The organism is Mesorhizobium sp. B2-4-19 (assembly GCF_006441315.1).
GTDB lineage: Bacteria > Pseudomonadota > Alphaproteobacteria > Rhizobiales > Rhizobiaceae > Mesorhizobium.
Map to the genome: position 1 here is coordinate 208605 of NZ_VFUV01000004.1, position 25834 is coordinate 234438.

The following is a 25834-nucleotide window of genomic DNA, read 5'->3' on the forward strand; positions in this document are numbered from 1 at the left end:
TGCGCCGGCCTTGCCATACGCTGCCGCCGCCAACCCATGGAGCCACCCATGCCCAGGATCGACCTCCCCGCCGTACCCGTCCGCAAAGGCTCGGGCTATCCCGCGCCCTTCGACGCCCCTTGCGCCGAGCGCACGCGGCGCCGCCTGGGCGATGCCGGCGGGCTCACGGATTTCGGCGTCAACCTGATGACGCTGCCGCCCGGCGGCTGGTCGAGCCAGCGCCATTGGCACAGCCATGAGGACGAGTTCGTCTATGTGCTGGAGGGCGAGCTCGTGCTGGTCGAGGATGGCGGCGAGACGCTGCTCAAGGCCGGCGATGGTGCTGCCTTCGCCAAGAACAGCGGCAACGGCCATCACCTGATCAACCGCTCGTCGGTCCCGGCGCGCTACATCGAGGTCGGCTCGCGCAATCCCGACGATGTCATCACCTGCTCCGACATCGACATGATGAGCCCGAGCTCGGATGGGCGGTTTTTGCACAAGGATGGCACGCCGTATCCGGGGCAGGGGTGAGTGCTCCGGCTCTGAACCGAGGGTTTGCCACTGGCGTTCCGCCAGTGCCGGGATAAGCTCCTTGCCAACCCAGGGAGCATCACCATGAAGAAACAAGTCATCGAAGTGCCTGTGATGTCGGACAAGGTGCGCGCACTCGGCCTGCCCTGCTCGACGGCGGTGAAGGCCAATGGCTTCGTGTTCATCTCGGCGACGCCGCCGGTGGACATGGTGACCGGCGAGATGGTGCGCGGCGACATCGAAACGCAGACGGATGCGTCGCTGAAGGCGCTGAAACACTGCCTGGAAGCGGCCGGCACCTCGCTCGACAATGTGGTGATGGTGCGCGTCTACGCCGTCAACTCCGGCTTCTACACCGCCATCAACCGGGTGTATGCGCGGTATTTCAGCGTGAACCCGCCGGCGCGCAGCTTCGTGCCGGTGGCGTCTTGGCCGATGGAGTTTGATATCGAGATCGAATGTGTCGCTGTGGCGTGAATTTTCCGTCGCGAACCGGATTCAGGCTGGTTGTTTCCTGAAATTTTGGGTCTGCAAAAACGCCGCTTCATGGTGACGCGTGATTTCCATTGAGCGGCGACTTCCAGACGACGATGCCGAGCGCTGGCATTCAGACTGGAGCGAGATAAGCTTACCGCAACCACAGGGAGATCGTCATGACCAAGGAAATCGTCGAAGTGCCGGTGCTGTCGGCGGCGGTGCGCGCGCTCGGCGTGCCGTTGTCGCTGGTGACCAAGGCGGCCGGGCTGGTCTTCGTCTCCGGCACGCCGCCGCTCGATCTTTTGACTGGCAAGCTGGTCAAGGGCGACATCGAGGTGCAGACCGAGGCGTCGCTGAAGGCGCTGAAACATTGCTTGGAAGCGGCCGGCACCTCGCTGGATAATGTGGTGATGGTGCGCATCTACGCCGTCAACTCCGGCTTCTACGGCGCGATTAACCGGGTTTATGCCAAGTATTTTTCGACCAATCCACCGGCGCGGAGTTTTGTGCCGGTGGCGTCCTGGCCGATGGAGTTTGACATCGAGATCGAGTGTGTGGCGGTGGGGTGAGGATTAGCACCGCCGCACAAAAGCAAGCGTCCGAATGCCGGTAGCGGCGCGGTCGGGAAAGGAGTGGTGTTCGGCGCATTGGAGCGCAATGGCGAAGACGGCTCTCAGAGGGCACGTCAGAGAGGGCTCGATTGTCATGACCGATGAGTTTGTGGCTACAAGGGCCTAACCAGGTCCTACTACCGCACTCCGTGAACCATTCGGAAGGCAAGTTTGTTCGCGGCTTCGACTTCCACACCAACTCAATCGAGGGCGCTTAGTCACAAATCAAGCGTCAGATTTACGGCATCCATCACAGAATTTCACACAAGCATATGGGCAACTATCTTTCCGAGACGACGTGGCGCTACAATCGTCTCGACATCGAGAACGGAACGCCCATGAACGCGCTGCCCGCGCAAAGCGAAGGCCGTCTCACGTATAGGGAGCTAATTGCATGAGCAAGAAGCTGAAACGATCAACTGGCCTAGAAGGCATGCCCTTCGGGAAAGCGCTCCAACGATTATTCGGAGTTGACCCGAAAGAAATAGAATCCGAGATTGAGAAGACAAAGCGTGAAGAGGGGGAGACAAAACGCTATGTCGAAGAACGACAAGAAAGCATCCGACGAGGGGCGAGGCGGTCAAAAGGACGATTCAGTCTATGATTTCCTCTATTTCGACACCTCGCGCGTGGGCTCATTTCTAGCGCAGTTCGATCCCTCTGGTCATCTACAGGAAGTCACCCAGCACGAGAGCGTCGCAAAGGGCACCAAGCGGGGGTTTTCCGTCAAGCTTGGTGGCGGGGCTTCCTATGCTGGAACCGGCGGCACAGGCGAGGTTAGCTTTGAGCGAGGACCTAGTGAAATTGGTTCTGAGAGCAGCGACCTAGTTTATGATCCTCTTTGGGCCAATGCGCGTGATTTTCTCGATTATCTTAATGAGCGCAACTTGCTCCATCGAGACATCAAAACTGCTCGGATTGGACAAATCGTCCTTTCGTCCGGCAACCTTGCCGTCTTTGACCTAGGCGTTTTACGCGGCATGTGGGATTTGCCTACGGTCAAGAAGGCAATTCTGAAAGGTGCCAATCCTCCGGCTGCATTGTCGAACAACGCATCGCTGAATCGCCACGGAAAGCGGGCCGCCGAAGCCGCAAAGATAGCGCAACAACAGAGCGCGCCGTCCGAGGCGGAGCTTGCAATCGAAATGCTGACTGTTTTGCCTCACACTACACAGGCCGCAGTCAGTTCAAGTGATGGCAATTTGTCCGTGTGGTTTAATCTCGCCGAGAAAAATATGACGATATCGGCCACCAACCTGTTTTTGAAGCACGGCCTTACCATTGCAGGTGTATGGAATATCGTAGGAGTATTGGATGCGATGCCGGATCAAGAAACCATTCCGGGCATGGCTGCAATCGAACAAATGCTTGCGGGCGCAAAACTCAGTTTTCTCACTCAAAGTATGGCGGGAGGACTGGTCCCCGCAGTCAGAACGTTGCTTGGACGCCCTACCGGGTCCTTCGGCGTGACGCCCCTACTTCTATTCCGCGAAATCGCCCACTAGGTCACACTTATTTATCGGTCCCATAACGAGGTAGTCCCCTCTGTTGAGCCGGCGCCGCCCCTCATCCGCCTGCCGGCACCTTCTCCCCGTTGAACGGGGAGAAGGGAGCCAATCACCTCACGCAAAATACTCCTGCAGCGGCCTGACCTCCAGGCTCCCCGCCTTCAGCGCCGCAATCGCTTCCGCCACCGCGGCCGCACCCGATAGCGTCGTGTAATACGGCACCTTCTGCATCAGCGTTGCCCGCCGCAGCGATTTCGAATCCGACACCGCTTTCTGGCCGTCCGTGGTGTTGAAGACGATCTGGACCTGGCGGTTGCGGATGGCGTCCTCGATGTGGGGGCGGCCTTCCAGCACCTTGTTGATCTTTTCGGCCACCACGCCGTTTTCGGCGAGGAAGCGCTGCGTGCCTGAGGTTGCCAGCACCTTGAAGCCGAGGCCGGCGAGGCGCTTGACCGCCGGCAGTATGCCTTTCTTGTCCTCGTCGCGCACCGAAACGAACAGCGTGCCGGAGCGTGGCAGGTCGACGCCGGCGCCGAGCTGGCTCTTGGCGAAGGCCAGCGCGAAGTCGCGGTCGAGGCCCATGACCTCGCCGGTCGAGCGCATTTCCGGCCCGAGCAATATGTCGACGCCGGGGAAGCGGGCGAAGGGGAAGACGGCTTCCTTGACCGCGATGTGGCCGGGATTGCGCGGGTCGGGCATGGCGCCGTAATGGGCGAAGGCGTCTTCCAGCGTCTCGCCGGCCATGATGCGGGCGGCGATTTTCGCGATCGGGCGGCCGACGGTCTTGGCGACGAAGGGTACGGTGCGCGAGGCGCGCGGGTTGACCTCCAGCACATAGACCGTGCCGTCCTTGATCGCGTACTGCACGTTCATCAGCCCGCCGACATTGAGCGCGCGGGCGAGTGCGGCTGTCTGGCGCTCCAGCTCGTCGACCAGTTCGGAAGGCAGCGAGTGGACGGGGAGCGAGCAGGCACTGTCGCCGGAATGGATGCCGGCCTCCTCGATGTGTTCGAGAATGCCGGAGACGAAGGTCGCGTGGCGATCGCAGAGGCAGTCGACATCGACCTCGATGGCGCCCGAGAGATAGGTGTCGAACAAAAGCGGGTTCTTGCCCAGCAGCGTGTTGATCTGGCCGGTCTTGTCGTTGGGGTATTTCTGCTTGATGTCCTCCGGCACCAGGCCGGGCACGGTGTCGAGCAGGTAGCTCTGCAGCATGCTTTCGTCATGGATGATCTGCATGGCGCGGCCGCCGAGCACATAGGACGGGCGCACCACCAAGGGGAAACCGAGCTCGCCGGCGACGAGGCGGGCCTGCTCGACCGAATAGGCAATGCCGTTCTTCGGCTGGCTGAGGCCGAGCTTGTGCAGCAGCTTCTGGAAGCGGTCGCGGTCCTCGGCGAGGTCGATCATGTCGGGCGAGGTGCCGAGGATCGGGATGCCGGCCTTTTCCAGCGCATCCGCCAGCTTCAGCGGCGTCTGGCCGCCGAACTGGACGATGACGCCGACCAGTTCGCCCGAGGCCTGCTCGGCGCGCAGGATCTCCAGCACGTCCTCCGCCGTCAGCGGATCGAAATAGAGCCTGTCCGACGTGTCGTAGTCGGTCGACACCGTCTCCGGGTTGCAGTTGATCATGATCGCTTCATAGCCGGCGTCGCGCAGCGCGAAGGCGGCGTGGCAGCAGCAATAGTCGAACTCGATGCCCTGGCCGATGCGGTTCGGGCCGCCGCCGAGGATGACCACCTTCTTGCGCGACGAGACCTGCGCCTCGTTGGCGAGCGCGCCGGCGAACGGCACTTCATAGGTCGAGTACATATAGGCGGTGGGCGAGGCGAATTCGGCCGCGCAGGTGTCGATGCGCTTGTAGACCGGATGAACGTCGAGCTTGTCGCGGATTTTTGCCACCACTTCGGCGTCGGTCCTGGTCAGCGAGGCCAGGCGGGCGTCGGAGAACCCCATGGCCTTCAGCATGCGCAGGTTGACGGCGTCGGCGGGCAAGCCGTGCTCGCGGATGCGGGCTTCCATGGCGAGGATGCCGGCGATCTGTTCGAGGAACCACGGGTCGATCTTGCACATTGCGTGCACGTCTTCCAGCGAGGTGCCCATGCGGATCGCCTGCGCCACCATGCGCAGCCGGTCGGGCGTCGGCGTGCCGAGCGCGGCGCGGATGGCATTGCGGTCGTCGGCATGGTTGGCAGCCGTCGCCCCATGGCCGAGGCCGGGGATCTCGATCTCGTCGAGGCCGGTGAGGCCGGTTTCCAGGCCACGCAGCGCCTTCTGAAGCGATTCCTGGAAGGTGCGGCCGATGGCCATGACCTCGCCGACCGACTTCATGGCTGTCGTCAGCACCGGCTCGGCGCCGGGGAATTTCTCGAAGGCAAAGCGCGGGATCTTCGTCACGACGTAGTCGATCGACGGCTCGAAGGAGGCGGGCGTGGCGCCGCCGGTGATGTCGTTCTCCAGCTCGTCCAGCGTGTAGCCGACGGCGAGCTTGGCCGCGATCTTGGCGATCGGGAAGCCGGTCGCCTTCGACGCCAGGGCCGACGAGCGCGAGACGCGCGGGTTCATCTCGATGACGACGAGGCGGCCATCGGCCGGATTGACGGCGAACTGCACGTTGGAGCCGCCGGTCTCGACGCCGATCTCGCGCAACACCGCGATCGAGGCGTTGCGCATCATCTGGTATTCTTTGTCCGTGAGGGTCAGCGCCGGGGCGACGGTGATCGAGTCGCCCGTATGCACGCCCATCGGGTCGATGTTCTCGATCGAGCAGACGATGATGCAATTGTCCGCCTTGTCGCGGACGACCTCCATCTCGTACTCCTTCCAGCCGAGCACGCTTTCCTCGATCAGCACTTCGGTGGTCGGCGAGGCGTCGAGGCCGGACTGGACGATGTCGTAGAATTCGGCCCTGTTGTAGGCGATGCCGCCGCCGGTGCCGCCCATGGTGAAGGACGGGCGGATGATGGCGGGCAGGCCGACATGGTCGAGCGCCTGGGCGGCGATCGCCATGGCATGGCTGATGTAGCGCTGCTTGCGGTCGCCTTCGCCGAGGTTCCAGCGGGTTTCAAGCGCGTCGAGCTCGGCGTCGAGATTGTCAGGCTTCTCGGCCTTGAGCGCGGCGCGCTCCGCCTCGTGCGTCTTGCGGTCGGCGTTCTTGACGTCCGTGGCGTTGGCCAGCATCGACTTCGGCGTTTCCAGGCCGATCTTGCTCATCGCCTCGCGAAACAGCGCGCGGTCCTCGGCCTTGTCGATGGCCGTGGCGTCGGCGCCGATCATCTCGACATTGTAGCGGTCGAGCACGCCCATGCGGCGCAGCGACAAAGCGGTGTTGAGCGCGGTCTGGCCGCCCATGGTCGGCAGCAGCGCGTCCGGCCGCTCCTTGGCGATAATCTTGGCGACCACCTCGGGGGTGATCGGCTCGATATAGGTGGCATCGGCCAGTTCCGGGTCGGTCATGATCGTGGCCGGGTTGGAATTGACCAGGATGACGCGGAAACCTTCCTCCTTCAGCGCCTTGCAGGCCTGGGTACCGGAATAGTCGAACTCGCAGGCCTGACCTATGACGATGGGGCCGGCCCCGATGATCAGGATCGACTTGATGTCGGTGCGTCTTGGCATGTCATAGGTCCGTTCGGCGGGCGGCTTGCACAAAAAACCGGGACGGGAAGACCCGGCCGGTTGTGCTCGCGATTCTGGTATCAGGCTAGGTGGGCCTTATAGGGAAGAGTTTTGGCGGATGTAACCCCGAAAATGCGGGATTGGGCAGTAGGAAATAGGCAGTAGGGATTGGGCAGTAGGCAGTAGGGCTTTTCAAGCGCCTTGGACGCACGCCCCTACTGCCCATTCCCTACTGCCTACTGCCTAATCCCTAGTGTCCAAACGCCACCGTGTCGGTGATCTCGAAGCGTTCGGAGACGCCGATGCGGATCATGCTCAGGCTGCCCTCGCGGGTGAAGCGGAAATCGCCCTTGGTGTCCGAGCCGGCCGGCAGGCCGGCATAGAAGGAGATGAGGCGCGTGCCGCCATCGGGCCAGGTCACGGTGATATCGGCCTTGTCGGCGCCCTTGTGCACGACGGCGGCAGCGCAGCGCTGCATCGGCTGGCCGACATAGCGGGCGCAGGGGATTTCGACGCCGCCGCCCTGGGCAAGCGAGGCCGGCTGAGGCGGCAGTTCGGCAACGGTCTGCGTGTCGACGGCGGGCGCGGCGCCGTCAGGACGCGGCGTGGGAACGGGAAGCGACCCCGCCGCCGAGCCGCTATCCGCGGCCGCATCCTGGGCGATGGCGGGGATTTCTCCGGTCGGCGGGGTTTCATTCGCCGCCAGCGCCAGGCCGTAAGCATCCTGCATGGCGATCTCGGCGGCTGACTTGACCGGGGCTTCCGGCGTGACGGGATGGGCCGCGCCGCCGAGTCGCGCCGTCAGGTCGGGCTGTGCCGGCGGCGTCGCCGCATCGGGCGCCGCGCCTGCATCGGCCGCCTGGTCGAGGGGCACCGTCGCTGGATTGACGGGAACGAGGTAGCGCGCCGGGGCCCAGCCGCTGGCTTTGGGGTTGTCTGTCTCGACCTTGCACCAAGGGTGTCCGTCAATGTCGTTGCAGCCGAGGTTCCTGACGCTGGCGCCTGCGGCCAGACGCGCCTCGGTCTTGCCGGTCGCCGACGGCTTGGCGCGGACATTGAGCAGGTCGTCAGGCGCGAGACCGGTGACGACGGAGATGAAGGGCGTCTCTTCGGCATGGGCCGGGACAATGGCGGACCACGCCGCCATCAGCGACGGAGCGGCCATCAGCGCGTACAGGGTTGCTCGGAGCGTAACTGTGCGCCTCATCATTTGGCTGTCGGCGATCAATTGCATTACCAAAGGCACCGCCCGAAAACGCTGCCGCACGCGAAGCCGGTTTTATAAGCGACGCTGCGCCGCCGTGTCTACAAGCGAGATGTCTTGCGCCTTGAGTGTGGCCGCGAAGGCGCTTGAGCAGGTCGGATGAGGCTACTTTCAGACGGCATGAACGCAAGGCATTCGCCGGGGGCATGAGCTTCGCTCAGCCTGGCATGAAGCAAGCTTCAGCCTGGCATGAAGCAAGCTTCAGCCCGGCATGAAACCGGTCCTCAGCGCGTGGGCCCATTCCGGCCGTCCCGCCTGTTCGGCCTGTCGTGCCGCCGCCTCGTGGTCGTAGTCGACGGCGATCGTCTCGAAACGATCGGGCCGGCCTTCGCCACCCAAGGTGACGATGCCGTAGCGCGCATGCGGCGAACCCTGTTCGGAAACATGCGCCGGCGGGGTGGAATCATCATAGGCGGGGCAGCCGATGCTGCCTGGATTGAAGATGACGGGACCGTCGGGGATGCGGACCAGCTCCGGTCGGTGGCTGTGGCCGCACAGCGCAATGCGGCAGGCCGGGTCGAGCGCCTTCAGCCGTCGCCTGATCGCCGCCAGCGGCGCGCGCACCAATTGGCCATCGACGATCGCGTCGAGCAGGTATTTCTCGTCATGGTCGGGGCGGGCATGGAAGGCGACGATGCCCGGCGCGATCTCCAGCGTCAGCGGCTGCGCGAACAGCACCTGGCGCTGCGCCTCGTTCAGCCGTTCCTGCGCATAGACATCCGACGCCCACATGGTCTCATCGGCCGGATCGACCGCGACGCGGCGGTCATGGTTGCCGCGCACGGTCGGCAGGTTCAGCGCTTCCAGGCGCTCAAACGTCTCGCGCGGCCAAAGCGGTCCGGAAACGCTGTCGCCGAGATTGACGATGAGCTCAGCGCCGCCGCGCCGGCGCAAATCCTCAAGCACCGCGTCAAGCGCCAGGACGTTGCCATGGATATCGGCGAGGACGGCTATGCGCATGCGGCGGGCTCCCTTGGTGCGGCCCATCGGGACGCCGGCCCATCTTCGTTATCAAGCCACTGCCTTCCTAATCAAGTCCCACCTTTGGGGCAGCCGGAACCACCGCGCAGCCCGCCCATGGCTATCGCGAGGCCGCATTCCATCTGCTACCATCCACGTCGTCCCAGAGTTCATGTGGGATATCCGCTGAGACAGGTTCGGAAGGCACCAAGCGATGACCCGCGACCAGATGTTCGCCCACCTGCGCGCCGCCAATGACGTCGCGCGCGACGTCGCCGCGCATGGGCACCATCCTTTCGGCTGTGTGCTCGTCGGCCCCGATGACCGCATCCTGATGCGGCAAGGCAACATCAACACCGTGCGCCACGCCGAAACCGAACTCAGCCGGCGTGCCGCGGACGCCTATCCGCCGGAATTCCTGTGGTCCTGCACGCTGGTCTCGACCGGCGAGCCCTGTGCGATGTGCACAGGAACGCTCTATTGGGCAAATATCGGCCGGCTGGTCTACGGCTTCGAGGAGACCAAGCTTCTCGCGCTGACGGGCGACCATGCCGAGAATCCGACGATGAACCTTTCCTCGCGCACGGTCCTCGGCTCCGGGCAGAAGCCGGTCGAGGTCCACGGCCCCATCCCCGAGATGGAGGAGGAGCTGCTCGCCCCGCATATCGGTTTTTGGCAGCGCTAGGGCGACAGCACCTTACCTTTGAACCTGCAAATCTAGGCCGGCATCTCAATATCGTGACCGCCGACCGCCGGCAGAGCGGGGTCGTCGACGGCGGCGGCGATGACGCTGTCGAGCAGGCCGGGGAAGCGGGCGTCGAGGTCGGCGCGGCGCAGCGTGATCATGCGGTTGGTGCCGACCACTTCGGCGCGGGTGACGCCAGCCTCGCGCAGCTTGGCAAGGTGGTAGCTGAGATTGGTCTTGGAGCCGAGATCGAGGAACTGGCTGCAGTTCAGCGCCACGCCTTCCTTGCTGGCAAGGTAGCGCACGATGGCGAGCCGCGTCGGATCACCGAGCACGCCGAGCACGATCGGCAGGCTGATCTGGTCCGTATTGGGATGAGGTAACGTCATGGCTGGAACCTAAGCGCAGTTCGGGCCGATTTCAACGCATCCGTCCTCGCGGGCCCGTTCACGCCGTTTCTCCATTTTATCCGCACCGAACGCCCGTGTTTTATCCGTATCGAACGAGTGTGCTGACACAGGGCTGTCAGGATGGTTCAGCTATCTTGCCCTGGCTTCATTGACATCATGCCCTGTTATGTCCAATTGTTCAATAACTTTTGAACTAAGGACACGCGCCATGGACAAGCGGCTCTTCTGGCTTGCGCTCGGATCGTTCACGATCTCGACCGAGGGCTTCGTCATCTCCAGCCTTCTGCCAGACATCGCCAGGGATGCCGGCATTTCCATTCCACTCGCGGGCACGCTGATCACCGCCTTCGCGCTCGCCTATGCGATCGGCACGCCTATCCTAGCGACGCTGACCGGCGAATGGGACCGGCGTCGCGTCATCCTGTGGACGCTGGTGTTCTTCGTCATCGGCAACATCGCCGCCGCCTTGAGTTCCTCATTCGAAGTGCTGTTGATCGCGCGCATCATCATGGCGCTGTCGTCGGGCCTGTTCGCCGCGACGGCGCAAGGCACGGCGGTGGCGCTGGTCGATGACCATCACCGGGCACGCGCCATCGCCGTGGTCGTCGGCGGCACCACGGTGGCCGTCGCCGTCGGTGCGCCGCTCGGCGCGCTGGTCGCGACGATCGCCGGCTGGCGCGGCACCTTCTATGCCATTGCCGGGCTCGGCGCGCTTGCCGGCGCCATCCTCTGGTACAGGCTGCCGCGCGGCATCGTCGGCACCAGGCTGCCGCTGAAGCGCCGGCTGGCGGCGGCCATGCGGCCGGGCGTGATGCCGATCCTGGTGACGACATTGCTGGCGCTGACCGGCGCCTTCACCGTCTTTGCCTATGTCGCGCCGCTCGCCATCCAGGGCGCAGGGTTCAGCCAGATCGCGCTGCCCGGCATGCTGCTTGCCTTCGGTGTCGGCGCCGTCATCGGCAACATTGCCGGCGGCCAGGCGGCCGACCGGTTCGGCGCCACCCGGACCGTCGGCTGGTCGCTGACGCTGAGTGCCGCCATGCTGGTGATGCTGTCGGTGGTGCCGGCCTTCCTGCCGCAGCACATTGCCGGTCCGGCGCTGATGGCGATGATGGTGCCGTGGGGCATTGTCGGCTGGGCGTTCCCGCCGGCGCAGGCCAGCCGCATCATCAAGCTGGCGCCCGATGCCGCCCCGATCGTGCTGTCGCTCAACGGCTCGGCGCTCTATCTCGGCGTGGCGCTGGGCGCGGTGGTCGGCGGTGGCGTGCTGCGCTTCGGCGCCCCGGCCGATCTCGGCCTGGTCGCGGCTGCCTTCCCGCTGATCGGGCTGGGCATCGTGCTGGCCGGCGGCTGGGCGGCGCGGCCGGTCGCGATGGCGGCCGAATAGTCGCTTCGAAAGCCGCCGGCTGCCTCAGGTAGCCGGCGGCGGATCGAAATCCAGCGCGCTGATGTCATCCAGCACCGCGCGCAGGCGTTCCGCCTTCTCCTTGCCCACCACATCCTCGAAACGCTGCTGGGCGACCTGCCACAGCTTCATCGCCTCATCGAGCTTGGTGCGCCCTTGCCGGGTCAGCCGCACCCGCTTGATGCGGCGGTCGCCCGGATCGGCGAAGGTCTCGACATAGCCGTGGCGGATCAGCGGCTTCAGCGTGTGGCCGAGCGCCGACAGGTCCATGACCAGGGCAGCGGCAATGGCGCCCATCGCCGGTTCGCCGCCGATGTGGATCTGGTAGAGCAGGCCCTGCTGCGTGGCCTTGAGGCCGGACGGCGCCTGCACATCGTCATAGAACTGGCCGAGCTTGCGCGTCGCGCGCCGCAGCATGGCGTAGTTGCAGGCTGTCAGCCCGGGCAGGGTGTCTTTCGGCATGGTGGTACCTCGGCGCCGGTGAAAATTCTGTCCGGCCGCTGCCAGACAAATAATCCCGTATGCACGCATTGACAAGATAGTGGCATATGCCCACTTCGTCGCAAGTGGTATATGCCACTAAGTCAATCAGGCGGCTTGCCGGCGAGCCGAGGCGAATGCCTGCGGCGCCGGCGGCCACGTCGAAGCAACAGAGATAGAAGGAACAGGACAATGAATGGACAGGCAAACAAGGGAACGGCGGTCGTCACCGGCGCCTCCTCCGGCATCGGCGCGGTCTATGCGGACAGGCTGGCCGGGCAAGGTTATGATCTCGTGCTGGTGGCGCGGCGCGCCGACCGGCTCGAGGAACTGGCCGAAAAGCTGCGCTACGCTTACGATCGCAAGGTCAGCGTGATCAGCGCCGATCTCTCCGACGACGATGATGTGCGCCGCGTCGAGCAGGCGATATCGGCCGACGAGAGCGTGACGCTGCTGGTCAACAATGCCGGCCTTGGCGGCCAGCAGGTGGTGGCAACGGCCGACGCCGATGCGGCCGAGCGCATGATCAAGGTCAATGTCATCGCCTTGACCCGCCTGACCCGTGCGGTGCTGCCGGGTCTTCTGGCACGCAACCGCGGCGCCATCGTCAACATCGCCTCGGTGCTTGCCTATGAAACCTCGTTCGGCGGCATCTACAGCGGCACCAAGGCCTATGTCGTCAACTTCAGCGAGGCTCTGCACCGCGAGGTCGCGGGCACCAATGTAAAGGTGCAGGTGGTGCTGCCGGGCGCGACCCGGACCGATTTCTGGGAACTCGCCGGCAGCGACATCGACCAGCTTCCGAAGGAGATCATCATGTCCGCCGACGATATGGTCGATGCCGCACTTGTCGGCCTGGCCAGGGGCGAAGCCGTCACCGTGCCGGCACTTGCCGATGCCGCCAGGCTGGACACATTCCTCGGCGCCCGCCAAGTCTTCTACGGCAGCCTGCACGCCGACAAGCCGGCGGCGCGTTACGCGGGTTGAGAGTTGAGCCGGGTGCTGGTTCGCAAGGCGAACCAGCACCCCACCCCGCTCACTTCGTTCGCGACCTCCCCACAAGGGGAGGGTGAGTGGCGCCGGCTCCTTTGAGACGTGGAAAGGCGCGCTCCGCACCTACCCCTTGTGGGGAGGTCGGACCAAAGGTCCGGGTGGGGGGTATTGGCGCAGATTTAGCTTGGGTGTTCTAAGCCGGCCGCCACATCGGAATGATCGACGCGGCCAGCACCAGCGCCAGCATGATGTTGAGCGCTCGCCATTGCCATGCGGTCTTGAGCAGCCGGGCCAGCACCATGCCGGCCATGCACCAGACGGAGAGCGAGATGGCGGCGGTGAGGCCGAAGGTAGAGCCGAGCAGCAAGGCGAGTTGTCCCGGCCCATCGGCCAGTGCGGTGAACGAGGCCGCCGCGCCCAGCCCCATCGCCCAACCTTTTGGGTTCATCCACTGGATGCCGGCGCCGCCAAGGAAGCTGTTGGGCTTGGCCATGGTCACGTCGAGATTGGGGGGGCCGGCGCGGCCGATCTTGAGCGCCAGCCACAGGAGATAGAGCGAGCCGATCACCTTCATCGCCAGTTGCAGCGACGGCAGCGCAAGCAGCAGGCCCGCGAGCCCAGCGGCGGCCGCACCCGTCACGGTAGCGAGGCCGGCGGCGCTGCCGATCATCAGCGGAACCGAACGGCGAAAACCGAATTGCGCGCCCGAGGCGGTGGACAAGGTCGTGGCAATCCCAGGCGTTGCGGTGGCCACGAAGGCAAACAGGATGAGCGGCAGAATCGGCTGGAGCATGGGGCGTCCTTTGTCGGAGGCTCCATGCTAGGCTTGGCATTGCATCAGTAAATGCAATGTTTGCGATAGTCTGCATTAGCATCTATGATGCAACTATGATCCGCAATCTCGATACGGCGCTGATACGCACCTTCGTCACCGTCGCCGACAAGGCCAGCATGACGGCGGCCGCCAATGCGCTGCACCTGACCCAAGGCGCCGTCAGCCAGCAGGTCAAAAGGTTGGAGGAGACGCTTGGCTGCAGCCTGTTCGAGCGCGACCGGCGCGGCCTGCGCCTGACGCGGTCCGGTGAGCGGCTGTTCGACAAGGCCAAGCGCCTGCTCGGCCTCAACGACGAGATCTGGGCCGAGATGGCGGGCTCGGCCGTCGCTGGCCAGGTGCGGCTTGGCGTGCCCTACGACCTCGTCGGCACATTGCTGGCGCCGGTGTTGAAGGCCTATGCCGAGACCTATCCGCAGGTCGAGATTTCGCTGGTCTGCGCCTCGTCGCCGGAACTGGCGTCAGCGCTTGCGGCCGGAACCATCGATCTCGCGGTGATCGAGGAACGGGTCGGCTCGACATTGGGCGAGTGTCTGGCCATCGACCGGCTGGTCTGGGTCGGCGCCAGAGGCGGCGTCGCCCGCGCCAAGCGGCCGCTGCCGGTGTCGATCGTCGCCGACACCTGCGCCTTCCGCCCGGCGGTGCTGTCAGCCCTCAACGAGCATGGGCTGGAATGGCGCACCGTGTTCGAAAACGGCAACATCGACGCCACGACGGCGACGGTGCGCTCCGATCTTGCCGTCACCACCTGGCTGGCCTCCACCGTGCCAGCCGATCTCGACATCTTGCCGTTCGATGCCGGGCTGCCGCCACTGCCGAATTTTGCCATCAATCTGCATCTGCCGCGGCACGGCGTCGGCCCGGCCGCGCAGGAATTCGCGCGGCATATCAGGGATGGGCTGACGCGACGGCCGGCGGCGGCTTGAAGGCCTCGCTCGGCCGAAGCCAAGTTTCGCCAGGTCTACTTCCAGTTCCTGCGCCGCTCGAGTTCAGCGTCGGACGGTTCGCCCGTGACAAAGGAGCCGACCTCGATTTCGCCCGCGCGTTCGTAGGTCGCGATGATGACGCCGTTGCTGGACGTCTGCGACTTCATAAGCTTGAAGGCGGCCGGCATCGCGTCGTCGCCGAACAGCCGCTTGCCCTTGCCCAGCAACAGCGGGAAGATCATCAGCCGGATCTCGTCGATCAGCCCGTTGGCGAGCAAGGTCTGGATCAGGTCGGCCGATCCCTGGATGAGCAGGTCGGGTCCATCCTCCTGCTTCAGGCGGCGCAACGCCGCGACGATGTCTTCCCCAAGCCATTGCGTGTTCTGCCAGGTGAGGGTGTCAGGCCGATGTGTTGCCACATATTTGGTCGCGGGGTTGAAGGCATCGGCGATCGGATCCTTCTGATACGGCCAGTACGCTGCGAAGATGTCGTAGGTTCTGCGGCCGAGCAGCAGGGCGAAGGGCTTGGAGAACAATTCGTCCATTGCCGCGCCGCCCACCTCGTCAAAATAATGGAAGGTCCAGCCGCCGAATTTGAAGCCGCCGACCGGATCCTCTTCCGGCCCGCCGGGTGCCTGCATGACGCCGTCGAGGCTGACGAAGGTGGCGGCGATGATCTTTCTCATGGGTCTCTCCCTTGTTCCATCCACGCCGTCGCGGCCGGATTGTGGCCCAAGGACGGTCGGCCCGCACCTATCCCGACAGGGCATGCGAAATTCCGGCCAAATCCGCGCATCGATGCGTCAGTTGCCGGCTTTGGCGCGAACGTCTTTCGACGAGAACCAGACGTCGCCGAAGATGGCCGTGGCGGTGCGGTCCGGCGCCTTGTCCTGCGTCAGCCAGATCGAGCGGCTGCGTGTGGCTTGCTCGCGTGTCGGGATTTTTGCCGCAAGATCGGCAACCGAGGCACCGAAGCACGGGATGAACCAGGAGCGCATGAAGGGATCGCAGGCAAAGCCCTTTTCGGTGCGGATCACCATCACCGCCAGCGGGACGCGTTCGGACGGGCGCCAGGGGAAGATCATGCGGCCGCCGGGGCGCAACGCCTTCAGCCACCCGACCGGCGGGGCGACGACGCCGGCGTTGACATAGATGATGTCGGATGGCGGCAAGGGCGTGGTCACGGCGTCGCCCTGGACGACAGTCGCATTGCCATAGGGCTCGAGATTTTTGCGCGCCAGCTCGGCCAGCCTGCCGTCGAGCTCGAAGGCGGTGACGGTGCCGCCAGGTGAAACCAGCCTGGCCAGCACGGCGGAGTAGTAGCCGGTGCCGGCGCCGATATGGGTGACGGCCTCGCCGGGTTTCGGCGCCAGCCTTCCGATCCACATGGCGTGCAGGAACGGTTCGCCATTGTTGATGCCCTTGTCGGCATCGAGCGCCACCAGCACGTTCTGGTAGATATGCGCCGGGTCGGCGCTCGGCGTCGTGACCTTGCCGCTGCCGGCGACGATCGTCCACGGTCCCGGGCCGAGAAAGGTTTCGCGCGGAACCTCGGCGAACACATCTTCCAGGCGTGGATCCGATGAGGCGGCATTGGCCGCCATCAGCCGGGCGTAGAATTTCCTGATGTCTTCGATGTTGCTCATGGCATCGGGAAGATAGCTCGATTTGGCGGTTTGTCGCGCTGTCTGGCGGAATTCTAGCCGACCTCGAACATCGTGTCGTACAGCAGCTTGAAGTTGAGCACGAGGATGATCGCCGCGACCACCCAGGCGAGTGCGGCCACGCCGCGCGGAATGGCGAGGTTGCCCATCTTCTTCTTGTCGGAAACGAACTGCACCAGCGGCACCACCGCGAAGGGCAGCTGCATCGACAGGATCACCTGGCTGAACACCAGCAGCTGGCCGGTGCCCTTCTCGCCATAGAGCGCGGTGACGACCACCACGGGAACGATGGCGAGGCCGCGCGTCAGAAGCCGGCGCGCCCAGTTGGGGATGCGCAGGCGCAGGAACCCTTCCATGACGATCTGACCGGCAAGCGTCGCCGTCACCGTCGAATTCAGGCCGGAAGCGAGCAGCGCCACGGCGAACAGGATCGAGGCGATGCTGAGGCCGAGCAGCGGTGACAGAAGCTCGAAAGCCTGGTCGATCTCAGCCACATCCTGGTGGCCGCTGTTGTGGAAGGCGACGGCCGAGACGATCAGGATGGCGGCGTTGACGAACAGAGCCAGCATCAGCGCGATGGTGGAGTCCGTCGTCGCCCATTTGATGGCGTCGCGCTTGCCCTTTTCGGTGCGCTCATAGGCACGGGTCTGCACGATCGAGGAGTGCAGATAGAGATTGTGCGGCATGACGGTGGCGCCGATGATGCCGATGGCGATGTAGAGCATCGCCGGATTGGTGACGATCTCCGAGGAAGGCACGAACATCGAATGCAGGATCGTGCCGGCCGGCGGCGCGGCAACGAAGATCTGGATTGCAAAGCAGCTGAAGATGACGATCAAAAGCGCGATGACGAAAGCTTCGAGATAGCGGAACCCCTTGTTCATCAACAGCAGCACGAGGAAGGCGTCGAGCGCGGTGAGGATGGCGCCGCCGATCAGCGGAATGCCGAACAGAAGCTTCAAGGCGATCGCCGTGCCGATCACTTCGGCGAGGTCACAGGCGATGATGGCGAGTTCGCAGGCGATCCACAGCACGAAATTGACCGGGCGGGGATAATAGGCGCGGCAGGCCTGGGCGAGATCGCGGCCGGTGGCGATGCCAAGCCGGGCGGCCAGCGCCTGCAACAGGATCGCCATCAGGTTGGACAGCATGATGACGGACAGAAGCGTGTAGCCGAACTGGGCGCCACCGGCGAGGTCGGTCGCCCAGTTGCCGGGGTCCATATAGCCGACCGAAACCATGTAGCCCGGCCCCATGAAGGCGAACAGCCGGCGGAACCAGGCGCCCGAACTCGGCACGGCGATGGTGGAATTGACTTCGCGCAGGCTGGGCTGATCGTCCTCGTCCCGTCCGGCGAACCGCCATGAGGATCGAGGGGCTGTGGCTTCTGCGTCTGACATGAAAGGCTTTCCGAGACTTCTAGGGGATATCCATAAGCTATGCCACGGCTCAACATTATGCAATAGGCTATATTTCATTGTTTGTGCTTTTGTCGGGCGTTCGGCCGGGTTTGCGAAACCGCAATCGGAAACGCCGGTTGCGCCTGTGAGGGAATGCAAATAAACGGCCTGAAGAATCAGAGCCCGTGCTATAAAGCGGGAACGGCTAAACTCCCGAGGAGGAGCGCGCGTTGGCGCTGAAGAACAGACCTGTCCCGCGTGAGCCATTGCCCGACGCCGATGTCCATTCGGAAGGGTTCCGGCAGCAGCGCCAGGCGCGCCGCAGCGCGCTGGTCGAGGACTATGTCGAGCTGATCGCCGATTTGATCGAGGACGGCAATGAGGCGCGCCAGGTCGACATCGCCGCTCGTCTCGGTGTCGCCCAGCCGACGGTGGCCAAGATGCTGACGCGCCTGTGCGCCGACGGGCTGGTGTCGAGAAAACCCTATCGCGGCGTGTTCCTGACCGAGGCCGGCCGCAAGGTGGCGGAGGAAAGCCGCATCCGTCACCAGACGGTGGAGGCCTTCCTGCGTTCGCTCGGCGTCAGCGCCGAGACCGCGCGCATCGATGCCGAGGGCATCGAGCACCATGTCAGCGCCGAGACGCTGGAAGCATTCCGCAAGGCGATGACGGCACCGCGCTGAGGCGCCGATCGTTCCTGGGGAGGTGGAACCGCAGCCCTTTGCACACGTTGCCCCTCACATAGCGCGATGTCGCGCCAAGGGAGGAAGCAATGGGCGTCGAACAGGCACCGACCGCGAAGGGCAAGCAGGCCGCCAAGGGATTGAAGCAGGCCGCGGCGAAGGACGAGCGCAAGACCGAGGCCGAGACCGGCCATCCCCTGAAGAAGGGTGCGGCGCGTTTCGAGGAGCGCTCGAAAAGCTCCGACGGCAAGAGCGCCGGCGCCAAGCAGAAAAGCTGAGGCCGCGCCGACGTCAGCGGCAGGCGGAAGCTGTCTGTTCAGGGGCGGTTGCCCTCCGCTGTGGTTCCGGGGCGTTCGAGCCCTTTGAGAGGTCCAGTGAACCTTTCAATTTGCCTGCGGCAAACCATTCTCACTCGCTGACATCCTGTACCCAGCCTCTGGGGTGGCCGTCGACGCGGAACTGGAAGATGAAATAGGGCGGGATGCAGGTGCCTTCGCCAGGCTTGGCCTGGGTAAATCGTCATAGCCGGCGGTGCAGATATAGTCCTCGCGGCAGGGATGCGCCTTGTCGCAGGCGCGCAGGCCGGCGGTCTTGGTGAATTCCCTGGTGCAGAATTTGTGGTCCTTGCCGGACGCGATGCAGTCGTTGAAGCCGGTCTTGGCCAGTCGGCCGCAGGTCGCCTCATCGGGAAGCTTGTCGCAGTTCGCCTTGCGCAGCATGCCGCCGGGAAAACCGCCGGTCTTCTGCTCGGGGTTGTCGTAGCGCTGGCGCGCCGCACCATAGCCGGCGAGTTTGACCAGTGGTTTCTTGTCGCGCGGGGTCGATGGCGCAGGCCTTGGCGGTGGCCGGCGACAGGCAGCAAGCTGATCGACAGGCCGCCGCGCTCCAGCGCCTGCAAGGTGGCCGGATCGGTGACGGCGACGCCGGAGTCAAGCGTCACCGCGTTGGCGCCCTGCAAGCCCAGGCCGCTCAGTGCCACAGCCAACACTGTCTGACCGATCGTTCGCAACCGCCCCTCGCATCCTCCGTCACGGCCGATGCTACAAGCCTTCCAAGGTTCCGGCCGGAGTGGTGAAGCGGTCATGCCGGCATCGCCTTGGCCATCGAAAAACACTGTGACTTGGCGCAACCATTGGGATAATTGTTTGTTGGGTTGAGCCGGCCTTGCCGGAGCAACGAGGAAGTTTATCACGGGGAGTTGCCATGCTCTGGAGAGGCCGTCGTCAGAGTGACAATATCGAGGACGACCGCAGCGATGGCGGCGGCGGCGGGATCGGCGGCGGTGGCGGCCAATTCCAGCTCCCCATCGGCGGCCGGACCGGTGGCGGCGGCAGCATCCTCCTCATCATCCTCGTCGTGCTGGCCGGATGGTATTTCGGTTTCGATCCCTCGGCGATCCTGGGCGGTGGCGACGGCGGCCTGCTGCCCGGTGGCGGTGGCCAGATATCAGACAACAGCGGCGGCCAGGGCAGCGGCACGGCACCTGCCAATGACGAGATGAAGCAGTTTGTCGCGACCGTGCTTGCCGAAACCGAGGACACCTGGACCGGCATCTTCAAGTCGCAGGGCCTGACCTATGAGGATCCCAAGCTGGTGCTGTTTTCCGGCCAGGTTCGCTCGGCCTGCGGCTTTGCCTCGGCGGCGGCCGGACCGTTCTATTGTCCGGGCGACCACAAGGTCTATCTCGACATGACCTTCTTCCAGCAACTCGACCAGCAATTCGGTGCCTCGGGCGAGTTCGCGCGGGCCTATGTCGTAGCGCATGAGGTCGGTCACCACGTGCAGAATCTCACCGGCATCATGTCCAAGTTCAACCAGATGCGGCAAGGCATGAGCGAGGCCGATGCCAACCAGCTGTCGGTACGCATCGAACTGCAGGCCGACTGCTTCGCCGGCGTGTGGGCGCATTTCACCGCGCAGAAGGGCATATTGGAGCAGGGCGACATCGAAAGCGCGCTCAACGCCGCCAAGCAGATCGGCGACGACACGCTGCAGAAGAGGATGCAGGGTTATGTCGTGCCGGAAAGCTTCAACCACGGCACCTCGCAGCAGCGGCAGACCTGGCTGGCGCGCGGCTACAAGAGCGGCAAGCTTTCGGACTGCAACACGATGAGCGGTCCGCTTTAAGCGCTTGTCCCCACGCTAGCGGCCTGACGGTGAAGTCGCCGTCAGGGAGAGTCAGGATCAACGATTCCTGGCTGTTCCCGCATTGTTCCTTTTTGCGGCCTCGCCTATAAGGTTCGTCCGCCTGCGCCCCGGGCGACCAGAGGAGCCTGACCCATCATGATCGACCCCAAGACCGCCAGGCGGGGCCTCGCGCTGGTTTTCACCACGCTGCTGCTCGATATTATCGGCTTTGGCATCATCATGCCGGTGCTGCCGGCCTATTTGCAGGAATTGTCCGGTGTCAGCATCAGCGGCGCGGCGATCGAAGGCGGCTGGCTGTTCTTCGTCTATGCGGCCATGCAGTTCTTCTTCGCGCCGATCATGGGCGGGTTGAGCGACCGGTTCGGGCGGCGGCCGATCCTGCTTGCCTCGGTGCTGACCTTCTCCATCGACAATCTGATCTGCGCGGTCGCATGGTCCTATCCGATGCTGTTCATCGGCCGCGTGCTGGCCGGCATTTCGGGCGCCAGCTATTCGACGACCTCGGCCTTCATCGCCGATATCTCGAACGACGAGAACCGGGCGAAGAATTTCGGCCTGCTCGGCATCGCCTTCGGCGTCGGCTTCGTCATCGGCCCGGTGTTGGGCGGGCTGCTTGGCACGTTCGGGCCGCGCGTGCCGTTCTATTTCGCCGCCGGGCTCGCCTTCGTGAACTTCCTGATCGCGATGGTCTTCCTGCCCGAAACGCTCGACGAGAAGCATCGCCGCCGGTTCGAGTGGAAACGCGCCAACCCGGTCGGCACGCTGCTGCAGATGGGCAGGTATGAGGGCATCGGCTGGATCGGGCTCGCCTTCTTCCTGATGACGCTCGGGCACATGATGTATCCGGCGGTCTGGTCGTTCGTCTCCAGCTACCGCTATGGCTGGAGCGAGCAGCAGATCGGTTTTTCGCTCGGCGCTTTCGGCCTGTGCGGTGCCATCGTCATGGGCACGGTGCTGCCGCGCGTCATCCCCAGGCTCGGCGAATGGAAGACGGCGGTCATCGGCCTGACATTCACGGCGCTCAGTGCCTTCGGTTACGCGTTCGCGACGCAGGGCTGGATGATCTATGCGGTGATCGTCGCCGGTTGCCTGGAAGCACTTGCCGATCCGCCGCTGAGGAGCCTCGCCGCCGCCAAGGTTCCCCCTTCGGCACAGGGCGAGCTGCAGGGCGCGATGACCTCGCTCTTCTCGATCACCTCGATCATCACGCCGCTGCTCTACACGGCGATCTTTTCCTGGTTCACCGGGCCAAGCGCGCCCGTGACCTTCGGTGGCGCGCCCTATCTGGTCGGTGCGTGCTTCCTGGTGCTGGCGCTCATCGTCTTCGTCACGAAAGTCGCAAGACCCTCACCGCTCAGGAACGCCGCGACCAGCGTCGCGGAAGATGCGGCACAGGTATGAGCCACGACAGCCGCATCGCGCTGACCAGGGGACGGGCTGTCGCTGTCGCGGCGGGCCGCGACGCTTCCGGCTAAGCCCGCTCGGCCAGCAATTCCTCGCCGCGCTTTTGGCGGATCAGGTTGACGAAGCGGCGAAACAGATAGTGCGAATCCTGCGGGCCGGGCGAGGCTTCGGGATGATGCTGGACAGAGAACACCGGACGGCCGGTCAGCGCGATGCCGCAGTTCGAGCCGTCGAACAGCGAGACATGGGTTTCCTCGACGCCCTCGGGCAGCGAGTCCGCGTCGACGGCAAAGCCGTGGTTCATCGAGACGATCTCGACCTTGCCGGTGGTGTGGTCCTTGACCGGATGGTTGGCGCCGTGATGACCCTGGTGCATCTTGGCGGTCCTGCCGCCGAGCGCCAGCGCCAGCATCTGGTGGCCGAGGCAGATGCCGAACACCGGAATGTCGGTCTTCAGCAGGTCCTGGATGACCGGCACGGCATAGTCGCCGGTGGCTTCCGGGTCGCCGGGGCCGTTGGAGAGGAAGATGCCGTCCGGCTGCATGGCGAGGATTTCTTCCGAGCCCGTGCTGGCCGGAACGACCGTCACCTTGGCGCCGAGGCCGGCAAGCAGGCGCAATATGTTGCGCTTGACGCCGTAGTCGATGGCCACGACGTGCAGCGACGGCGCCGCCTGTTCGCCAAAACCCTCATTCCACACCCAAGGCGTCTCGCGCCAGACCGAGGACTGGCCCGAGGTGACTTCCTTGGCGAGGTCGAGGCCGATCAGGCCAGACCAGGCGGCGGCGCGCCGCTTCAGATCGTCGAGGTCGAACACGCCGTCGGGCGCATGCGCGATGACGGCGTTGGGCATGCCCTTTTCGCGGATCAGCGCGGTCAGCGCGCGGGTGTCGATGCCCGCGAGCGCGACGATGCCGCGCTTCTTCAGCCACTGGTCGAGATGGCCGGCGGCGCGGTAGTTGGACGGGTTGGTGACATCGGCCTTGAACACGGCCCCGACTGCGCCGGCGCGGGCTGCCGGGTTGAGGTCCTCGATGTCCTCGCCATTGGTGCCGATATTGCCGATATGCGGGAAGGTGAAAGTGACGATCTGGCCGGCGTAGGACGGATCGGTGAGGATTTCCTGGTAGCCGGTGAGCGCTGTGTTGAAGCAGACTTCGGCGACCGCGGAGCCGGTGGCGCCGAGGCCGCGACCCTCGATGATGGTGCCGTCGGCCAGCACCAGAAGGGCGGTCGGCTTCTCGGTGGCCCAGGCGGGCGTCATCTCGGCCATGGCGGCACTCCTATCAGGCTGCGCGCTTCGATGGCGGGCCGTCGGCGCAGCAAACGGCGCGGCAGCGATTTCTCGAGCCTCAGCGCGTCAATTCATTGTCTTATGCAAGGCCGAGTACATAGGGGAAGGTGCCAGAACGGTCAATGATGCAGCCAGGGACCGGCATCGATTTATTTCGTCGAACAATATCAGTGGCTTGCCACACCATGCGAGATTTGCCTTGTGCTCCCGGCGAGGTTATGGTCCGCGCCGATCGAAGGAGAAAGCATGATGCGCGCAAAAATCGCCGAATCCCTGAAGAGCGCGATGAAGGCGCAGGACAAGCACCGGCTGCCGACATTGCGGCTGATCCAGGCCGCCATTCATGATCGCGACATCGCCAATCGCGGTGCCGGCAAGGATCCCGCCAGCGACGAGGAGATCCTGCAGATCCTGGCCAAGATGGTGAAGCAGCGCGAGGAATCGGCGAAAGCCTTCGAGGACGGCAAGCGCCCGGAACTGGCCGCGCAGGAGCGCGGTGAGATGGAGATCATCCGCGGCTTCCTGCCGACGCAGCTCGACGATGCGGCGGTCACGGCGGCAGCCCGCGAAGCGATCGCGGCGACGGGTGCCGCCAGCCAGAAGGACATGGGCAAGGTGATCGCCGCGCTGAAGCAGAAATATGCCGGCCAGATGGATTTCGGCAAGGCCAGCGGCATCGTCAAGGGCCTGCTGCAGTAAGGCGTTTTAAGGGCAACCGCCAGGTCTGGACTTGCCCTAAGATGCTGTTTTTGGCGGCTCCAGCGCGCGTCGCAATGCCGGCGCCTCCTGCTGGATGTGATCCCACAACCGGTTGGCGATCGGCCCGTGCGGCCGGTCGCGGCGGCGCGCCACCACCAGTTCGTCGGTGCGGCCCGGCATATGGCGGCCGGCAATGGAGCGCAGGCGTCCGTCGTGCAATTCTTCCTCGATCAGAAAGCGGGGCAGGTGGCCCCAGCCAAGGCCCTGCAGGATGATCTCCTTCTTCATGCCCTGGTCGGGCACCAGGCATTGCGGCGCGCCTTCGACCATGAAGTAGTCCTGCCGTGGCGAATGGCGGGCGGTGTCGCGCATGACGCATTGGGTGAGCGCCCGCATCTGGTCCAGCGTGATCGGCTGCCTGAGGCGCTCGGGCAAAAAGCCCGGCGCCGCCACGGGAATGAACGGCACCTTGCACAAATCGATCCATTCCACCCGCGCGTCGCCCTTGTCGATCCAGTGCAGGATCAGGTCGGCCTCGTCATCGAAAAGCCGCTCCCAAGGGCCGCCGACGGCTTCGAAATGCAGATGCAGGCGCGTGCCCGGGCATAGGGCGAAGAACCGTCCGAGCATGCCCAGCACCTGCGGCCTCGGGCAGAGGTCGCCGATCACGACATGAATCTCGCTTTCCTCGCCCATCGAGAGCTGGGCGGCATGGACGCGCAGGCCTTCCAGTTCGCGCAGCAGCGATTGCGCCCGGCGGTGGAACGACAGCCCTGCCTCGGTTGGGCGCACGCGATAGCCGCTGCGATCCAGGAGAACGAGGTCGAGCTGTCGTTCGAGCTTGGCAACGGCGGCGAACACCGCCGGGTGCGAGCGGTGCAGCAAGGTCGCCGCCGGCTGAAAGCCGCCAGTGCGGATCACCGCATCGAAGCATTGCAGGTCGTGCAAGGTGAGTTCGGCCATGTCAGCTTTGACTACAGAGTTTGTCCTATCTTTGTAATATCAGCAAAAGCTCGACGCGACTACGCTCCGCCTCATTCAACGTTCCAGAAGGACTTTTGATCATGAATGAGCTGAATTTCGTGACCGTCGGCGACGGCACGCGCATCGCCTATCGTTTCGATGGCGATGCCGCAAAGCCGGTGCTGTCGAACTCCATCGGCACCACGCTGTACATGTGGGACGGGCAGGCCGGCGAGCTTTCAAAACATTTCCGTGTCCTGCGCTACGATTTTCGCGGCCATGGCGGGTCAAGCGCCCCGGTCGGTGCCTATTCGCTCGACCGGCTTGGCCGCGACGTGATCGAACTGCTCGATGCGCTCGGGCTTGGACGTGTGCATTTCCTCGGCCTGTCGCTGGGCGGCTTCGTCGGGCAGTGGCTCGGTATCCATGCACCGGAGCGGATCGACAGGCTGATCCTGAGCAACACCTCGTCGCATCTGGCGCCGGCAAGCTATTTCGACGAGCGGATTGCCGTTGTCCGGCAGGCGCCGGACATGTCGGAAACCGCCGAAGTCTTCCTCAACAACTGGTTCCCCGCGCGGATGGTGACGGCCAATGAACCCGTCATCGACGAGTTCCGCGCTATGCTGCTCGCTATCGACCGGCAAGGCCTGGCTGGCCTGTTCGCCGCCGTTCGCGATGCCGATCTTCGCCGCACTGTCGCTCTGATCAACCGGCCGACGCTGGTGATCGCCGGCGAGCACGACACGGTGACGGCGGCCAGCCACAGCGAACTGATCGCGGCGGCCGTGCCCGGCGCGAAGTTGGTCATGCTGCCGGCGGTTCACCTGTCGAATGTGGAGTATCCGGCGGAGTTCATGGAGGCCGTGCTCGGTTTTCTGCGCTGACCGAGAGTCT

The 25834-nt window shown here is 64.4% G+C and carries 26 protein-coding genes; 14 read left to right on the forward strand and 12 right to left on the reverse strand.

Translation table 11 applies throughout. The features are described from left to right. The first annotated feature begins 48 nt into the window (after positions 1-48). The 4 genes from FJ546_RS09550 to FJ546_RS09570 all read left to right on the forward strand — a co-directional run bounded on the left by FJ546_RS09550 (position 49) and on the right by FJ546_RS09570 (position 3106). Positions 49-513 carry a cupin domain-containing protein gene (locus tag FJ546_RS09550; protein WP_140889093.1) on the forward strand — a complete coding sequence of 155 codons (465 nt, stop codon included), beginning with the start codon at positions 49-51 and terminating at the stop codon, positions 511-513. An 84-nt stretch (positions 514-597) separates the two neighbouring features. Next, the gene (locus tag FJ546_RS09555; protein WP_140889094.1) at positions 598-990 is read left to right on the forward strand and encodes a RidA family protein; all 393 of its coding nucleotides are present in this window, start codon (positions 598-600) and stop codon (positions 988-990) included. A gap of 176 nt (positions 991-1166) precedes the next feature. Further along, positions 1167-1559: a RidA family protein gene (locus tag FJ546_RS09560; RefSeq protein WP_140889095.1), complete on the forward strand. Its 393-nt coding sequence runs from the start codon at positions 1167-1169 to the stop codon at positions 1557-1559. A gap of 578 nt (positions 1560-2137) precedes the next feature. Beyond that, positions 2138-3106, forward strand: a complete 969-nt coding sequence (locus FJ546_RS09570) for a hypothetical protein (protein ID WP_140889096.1) — start codon at positions 2138-2140, stop codon at positions 3104-3106. Positions 3107-3223: 117 nt separating this feature from the next. Here the strand turns inward: FJ546_RS09570 and carB are convergent, their stop codons facing one another. The 3 genes from carB to FJ546_RS09585 form a co-directional block, all read right to left on the reverse strand. After that, entirely contained in the window at positions 3224-6727 is a 3504-nt protein-coding gene (carB, locus tag FJ546_RS09575) for a carbamoyl-phosphate synthase large subunit (protein WP_140889097.1), read from the reverse strand. Positions 6728-6977: 250 nt separating this feature from the next. Beyond that, entirely contained in the window at positions 6978-7937 is a 960-nt protein-coding gene (locus FJ546_RS09580; protein ID WP_181167878.1) for an SH3 domain-containing protein, read from the reverse strand. A 255-nt stretch (positions 7938-8192) separates the two neighbouring features. Then, on the reverse strand, positions 8193-8951 hold the full coding sequence (locus FJ546_RS09585; protein ID WP_140889099.1) for a metallophosphoesterase family protein: 759 nt from the start codon (positions 8949-8951) through the stop codon (positions 8193-8195). A gap of 214 nt (positions 8952-9165) precedes the next feature. Between FJ546_RS09585 and FJ546_RS09590 the strand changes: the two genes are divergently transcribed. After that, on the forward strand, positions 9166-9636 hold the full coding sequence (locus FJ546_RS09590) for a nucleoside deaminase (RefSeq protein ID WP_140889100.1): 471 nt from the start codon (positions 9166-9168) through the stop codon (positions 9634-9636). A gap of 32 nt (positions 9637-9668) precedes the next feature. Here the strand turns inward: FJ546_RS09590 and FJ546_RS09595 are convergent, their stop codons facing one another. Further along, the gene (locus FJ546_RS09595; RefSeq protein WP_010910977.1) at positions 9669-10025 is read right to left on the reverse strand and encodes a helix-turn-helix transcriptional regulator; all 357 of its coding nucleotides are present in this window, start codon (positions 10023-10025) and stop codon (positions 9669-9671) included. Between the two features lie 229 nt (positions 10026-10254). Here FJ546_RS09595 and FJ546_RS09600 point away from each other — a divergent pair, with 229 nt between their 5' ends. After that, a complete protein-coding gene (locus FJ546_RS09600; RefSeq protein WP_140889101.1) occupies positions 10255-11433 on the forward strand; it encodes an MFS transporter in 1179 nt (392 codons plus the stop codon). A 24-nt stretch (positions 11434-11457) separates the two neighbouring features. On the opposite strand, the gene FJ546_RS09605 is transcribed toward FJ546_RS09600, so the two are convergent. Beyond that, complete coding sequence (locus tag FJ546_RS09605) at positions 11458-11913, reverse strand: MarR family winged helix-turn-helix transcriptional regulator (RefSeq protein WP_140889102.1); 456 nt, start codon at positions 11911-11913, stop codon at positions 11458-11460. Positions 11914-12123: 210 nt separating this feature from the next. Between FJ546_RS09605 and FJ546_RS09610 the strand changes: the two genes are divergently transcribed. Then, the gene (locus FJ546_RS09610; protein WP_140889103.1) at positions 12124-12918 is read left to right on the forward strand and encodes an SDR family oxidoreductase; all 795 of its coding nucleotides are present in this window, start codon (positions 12124-12126) and stop codon (positions 12916-12918) included. A 199-nt stretch (positions 12919-13117) separates the two neighbouring features. Here the strand turns inward: FJ546_RS09610 and FJ546_RS09615 are convergent, their stop codons facing one another. Continuing rightward, positions 13118-13717: a LysE family translocator gene (locus tag FJ546_RS09615; RefSeq protein WP_140889104.1), complete on the reverse strand. Its 600-nt coding sequence runs from the start codon at positions 13715-13717 to the stop codon at positions 13118-13120. 95 nt (positions 13718-13812) lie between these two features. Here FJ546_RS09615 and FJ546_RS09620 point away from each other — a divergent pair, with 95 nt between their 5' ends. Beyond that, a complete protein-coding gene (locus FJ546_RS09620; RefSeq protein ID WP_140889105.1) occupies positions 13813-14682 on the forward strand; it encodes a LysR substrate-binding domain-containing protein in 870 nt (289 codons plus the stop codon). 35 nt (positions 14683-14717) lie between these two features. Here FJ546_RS09620 and FJ546_RS09625 read toward each other — a convergent pair whose 3' ends face one another. The 3 genes from FJ546_RS09625 to FJ546_RS09635 all read right to left on the reverse strand — a co-directional run bounded on the left by FJ546_RS09625 (position 14718) and on the right by FJ546_RS09635 (position 17746). Further along, positions 14718-15368 carry a dihydrofolate reductase family protein gene (locus tag FJ546_RS09625; RefSeq protein ID WP_140889106.1) on the reverse strand — a complete coding sequence of 217 codons (651 nt, stop codon included), beginning with the start codon at positions 15366-15368 and terminating at the stop codon, positions 14718-14720. 117 nt (positions 15369-15485) lie between these two features. Then, entirely contained in the window at positions 15486-16328 is an 843-nt protein-coding gene (locus tag FJ546_RS09630; protein WP_140889107.1) for a protein-L-isoaspartate O-methyltransferase, read from the reverse strand. Positions 16329-16381: 53 nt separating this feature from the next. Beyond that, the gene (locus tag FJ546_RS09635; protein ID WP_140889108.1) at positions 16382-17746 is read right to left on the reverse strand and encodes an Nramp family divalent metal transporter; all 1365 of its coding nucleotides are present in this window, start codon (positions 17744-17746) and stop codon (positions 16382-16384) included. A gap of 230 nt (positions 17747-17976) precedes the next feature. On the opposite strand from FJ546_RS09635, the gene mntR reads away from it, so the two are divergent. Both mntR and FJ546_RS09645 read left to right on the forward strand, forming a co-directional pair. Beyond that, positions 17977-18429 carry a manganese-binding transcriptional regulator MntR gene (mntR, locus tag FJ546_RS09640; protein WP_027044183.1) on the forward strand — a complete coding sequence of 151 codons (453 nt, stop codon included), beginning with the start codon at positions 17977-17979 and terminating at the stop codon, positions 18427-18429. Positions 18430-18518: 89 nt separating this feature from the next. Next, a complete protein-coding gene (locus tag FJ546_RS09645) occupies positions 18519-18707 on the forward strand; it encodes a hypothetical protein (protein ID WP_019860505.1) in 189 nt (62 codons plus the stop codon). A gap of 105 nt (positions 18708-18812) precedes the next feature. Here FJ546_RS09645 and FJ546_RS09650 read toward each other — a convergent pair whose 3' ends face one another. Then, positions 18813-19148 carry a hypothetical protein gene (locus FJ546_RS09650; protein ID WP_246686789.1) on the reverse strand — a complete coding sequence of 112 codons (336 nt, stop codon included), beginning with the start codon at positions 19146-19148 and terminating at the stop codon, positions 18813-18815. Between the two features lie 484 nt (positions 19149-19632). Between FJ546_RS09650 and FJ546_RS09655 the strand changes: the two genes are divergently transcribed. Both FJ546_RS09655 and FJ546_RS09660 read left to right on the forward strand, forming a co-directional pair. Continuing rightward, on the forward strand, positions 19633-20556 hold the full coding sequence (locus FJ546_RS09655) for a neutral zinc metallopeptidase (RefSeq protein ID WP_140889109.1): 924 nt from the start codon (positions 19633-19635) through the stop codon (positions 20554-20556). A gap of 156 nt (positions 20557-20712) precedes the next feature. After that, the gene (locus tag FJ546_RS09660; protein WP_140889110.1) at positions 20713-21978 is read left to right on the forward strand and encodes a TCR/Tet family MFS transporter; all 1266 of its coding nucleotides are present in this window, start codon (positions 20713-20715) and stop codon (positions 21976-21978) included. Positions 21979-22048: 70 nt separating this feature from the next. Here FJ546_RS09660 and carA read toward each other — a convergent pair whose 3' ends face one another. Further along, positions 22049-23254 (reverse strand): glutamine-hydrolyzing carbamoyl-phosphate synthase small subunit, encoded by a 1206-nt coding sequence (gene carA / locus FJ546_RS09665; RefSeq protein ID WP_140889111.1) that lies wholly within the window; start codon positions 23252-23254, stop codon positions 22049-22051. Between the two features lie 270 nt (positions 23255-23524). Here carA and FJ546_RS09670 point away from each other — a divergent pair, with 270 nt between their 5' ends. After that, on the forward strand, positions 23525-23974 hold the full coding sequence (locus FJ546_RS09670) for a GatB/YqeY domain-containing protein (protein WP_140889277.1): 450 nt from the start codon (positions 23525-23527) through the stop codon (positions 23972-23974). Between the two features lie 36 nt (positions 23975-24010). Here the strand turns inward: FJ546_RS09670 and FJ546_RS09675 are convergent, their stop codons facing one another. Continuing rightward, complete coding sequence (locus tag FJ546_RS09675) at positions 24011-24937, reverse strand: LysR family transcriptional regulator (protein WP_140889112.1); 927 nt, start codon at positions 24935-24937, stop codon at positions 24011-24013. 101 nt (positions 24938-25038) lie between these two features. On the opposite strand from FJ546_RS09675, the gene FJ546_RS09680 reads away from it, so the two are divergent. Next, the gene (locus FJ546_RS09680) at positions 25039-25824 is read left to right on the forward strand and encodes an alpha/beta fold hydrolase (protein WP_140889113.1); all 786 of its coding nucleotides are present in this window, start codon (positions 25039-25041) and stop codon (positions 25822-25824) included. The last annotated feature ends 10 nt before the right edge of the window (positions 25825-25834 follow it).

Excerpts from the sequence above, each read along its gene's own strand:
- FJ546_RS09550 (WP_140889093.1), top strand. The coding sequence starts at position 49 with ATGCCCAGGATCGACCTCCCCGCCGTACCCGTCCGCAAAGGCTCGGGC.
- FJ546_RS09555 (WP_140889094.1), top strand. The coding sequence starts at position 598 with ATGAAGAAACAAGTCATCGAAGTGCCTGTGATGTCGGACAAGGTGCGC.
- FJ546_RS09560 (WP_140889095.1), top strand. The coding sequence starts at position 1,167 with ATGACCAAGGAAATCGTCGAAGTGCCGGTGCTGTCGGCGGCGGTGCGC.
- FJ546_RS09570 (WP_140889096.1), top strand. The coding sequence starts at position 2,138 with ATGTCGAAGAACGACAAGAAAGCATCCGACGAGGGGCGAGGCGGTCAA.
- carB (WP_140889097.1), bottom strand. The coding sequence starts at position 6,727 with ATGCCAAGACGCACCGACATCAAGTCGATCCTGATCATCGGGGCCGGC.
- FJ546_RS09580 (WP_181167878.1), bottom strand. The coding sequence starts at position 7,937 with ATGATGAGGCGCACAGTTACGCTCCGAGCAACCCTGTACGCGCTGATG.
- FJ546_RS09585 (WP_140889099.1), bottom strand. The coding sequence starts at position 8,951 with ATGCGCATAGCCGTCCTCGCCGATATCCATGGCAACGTCCTGGCGCTT.
- FJ546_RS09590 (WP_140889100.1), top strand. The coding sequence starts at position 9,166 with ATGACCCGCGACCAGATGTTCGCCCACCTGCGCGCCGCCAATGACGTC.
- FJ546_RS09595 (WP_010910977.1), bottom strand. The coding sequence starts at position 10,025 with ATGACGTTACCTCATCCCAATACGGACCAGATCAGCCTGCCGATCGTG.
- FJ546_RS09600 (WP_140889101.1), top strand. The coding sequence starts at position 10,255 with ATGGACAAGCGGCTCTTCTGGCTTGCGCTCGGATCGTTCACGATCTCG.
- FJ546_RS09605 (WP_140889102.1), bottom strand. The coding sequence starts at position 11,913 with ATGCCGAAAGACACCCTGCCCGGGCTGACAGCCTGCAACTACGCCATG.
- FJ546_RS09610 (WP_140889103.1), top strand. The coding sequence starts at position 12,124 with ATGAATGGACAGGCAAACAAGGGAACGGCGGTCGTCACCGGCGCCTCC.
- FJ546_RS09615 (WP_140889104.1), bottom strand. The coding sequence starts at position 13,717 with ATGCTCCAGCCGATTCTGCCGCTCATCCTGTTTGCCTTCGTGGCCACC.
- FJ546_RS09620 (WP_140889105.1), top strand. The coding sequence starts at position 13,813 with ATGATCCGCAATCTCGATACGGCGCTGATACGCACCTTCGTCACCGTC.
- FJ546_RS09625 (WP_140889106.1), bottom strand. The coding sequence starts at position 15,368 with ATGAGAAAGATCATCGCCGCCACCTTCGTCAGCCTCGACGGCGTCATG.
- FJ546_RS09630 (WP_140889107.1), bottom strand. The coding sequence starts at position 16,328 with ATGAGCAACATCGAAGACATCAGGAAATTCTACGCCCGGCTGATGGCG.
- FJ546_RS09635 (WP_140889108.1), bottom strand. The coding sequence starts at position 17,746 with ATGTCAGACGCAGAAGCCACAGCCCCTCGATCCTCATGGCGGTTCGCC.
- FJ546_RS09645 (WP_019860505.1), top strand. The coding sequence starts at position 18,519 with ATGGGCGTCGAACAGGCACCGACCGCGAAGGGCAAGCAGGCCGCCAAG.
- FJ546_RS09650 (WP_246686789.1), bottom strand. The coding sequence starts at position 19,148 with ATGCTGCGCAAGGCGAACTGCGACAAGCTTCCCGATGAGGCGACCTGC.
- FJ546_RS09655 (WP_140889109.1), top strand. The coding sequence starts at position 19,633 with ATGCTCTGGAGAGGCCGTCGTCAGAGTGACAATATCGAGGACGACCGC.
- FJ546_RS09660 (WP_140889110.1), top strand. The coding sequence starts at position 20,713 with ATGATCGACCCCAAGACCGCCAGGCGGGGCCTCGCGCTGGTTTTCACC.
- carA (WP_140889111.1), bottom strand. The coding sequence starts at position 23,254 with ATGGCCGAGATGACGCCCGCCTGGGCCACCGAGAAGCCGACCGCCCTT.
- FJ546_RS09670 (WP_140889277.1), top strand. The coding sequence starts at position 23,525 with ATGCGCGCAAAAATCGCCGAATCCCTGAAGAGCGCGATGAAGGCGCAG.
- FJ546_RS09675 (WP_140889112.1), bottom strand. The coding sequence starts at position 24,937 with ATGGCCGAACTCACCTTGCACGACCTGCAATGCTTCGATGCGGTGATC.
- FJ546_RS09680 (WP_140889113.1), top strand. The coding sequence starts at position 25,039 with ATGAATGAGCTGAATTTCGTGACCGTCGGCGACGGCACGCGCATCGCC.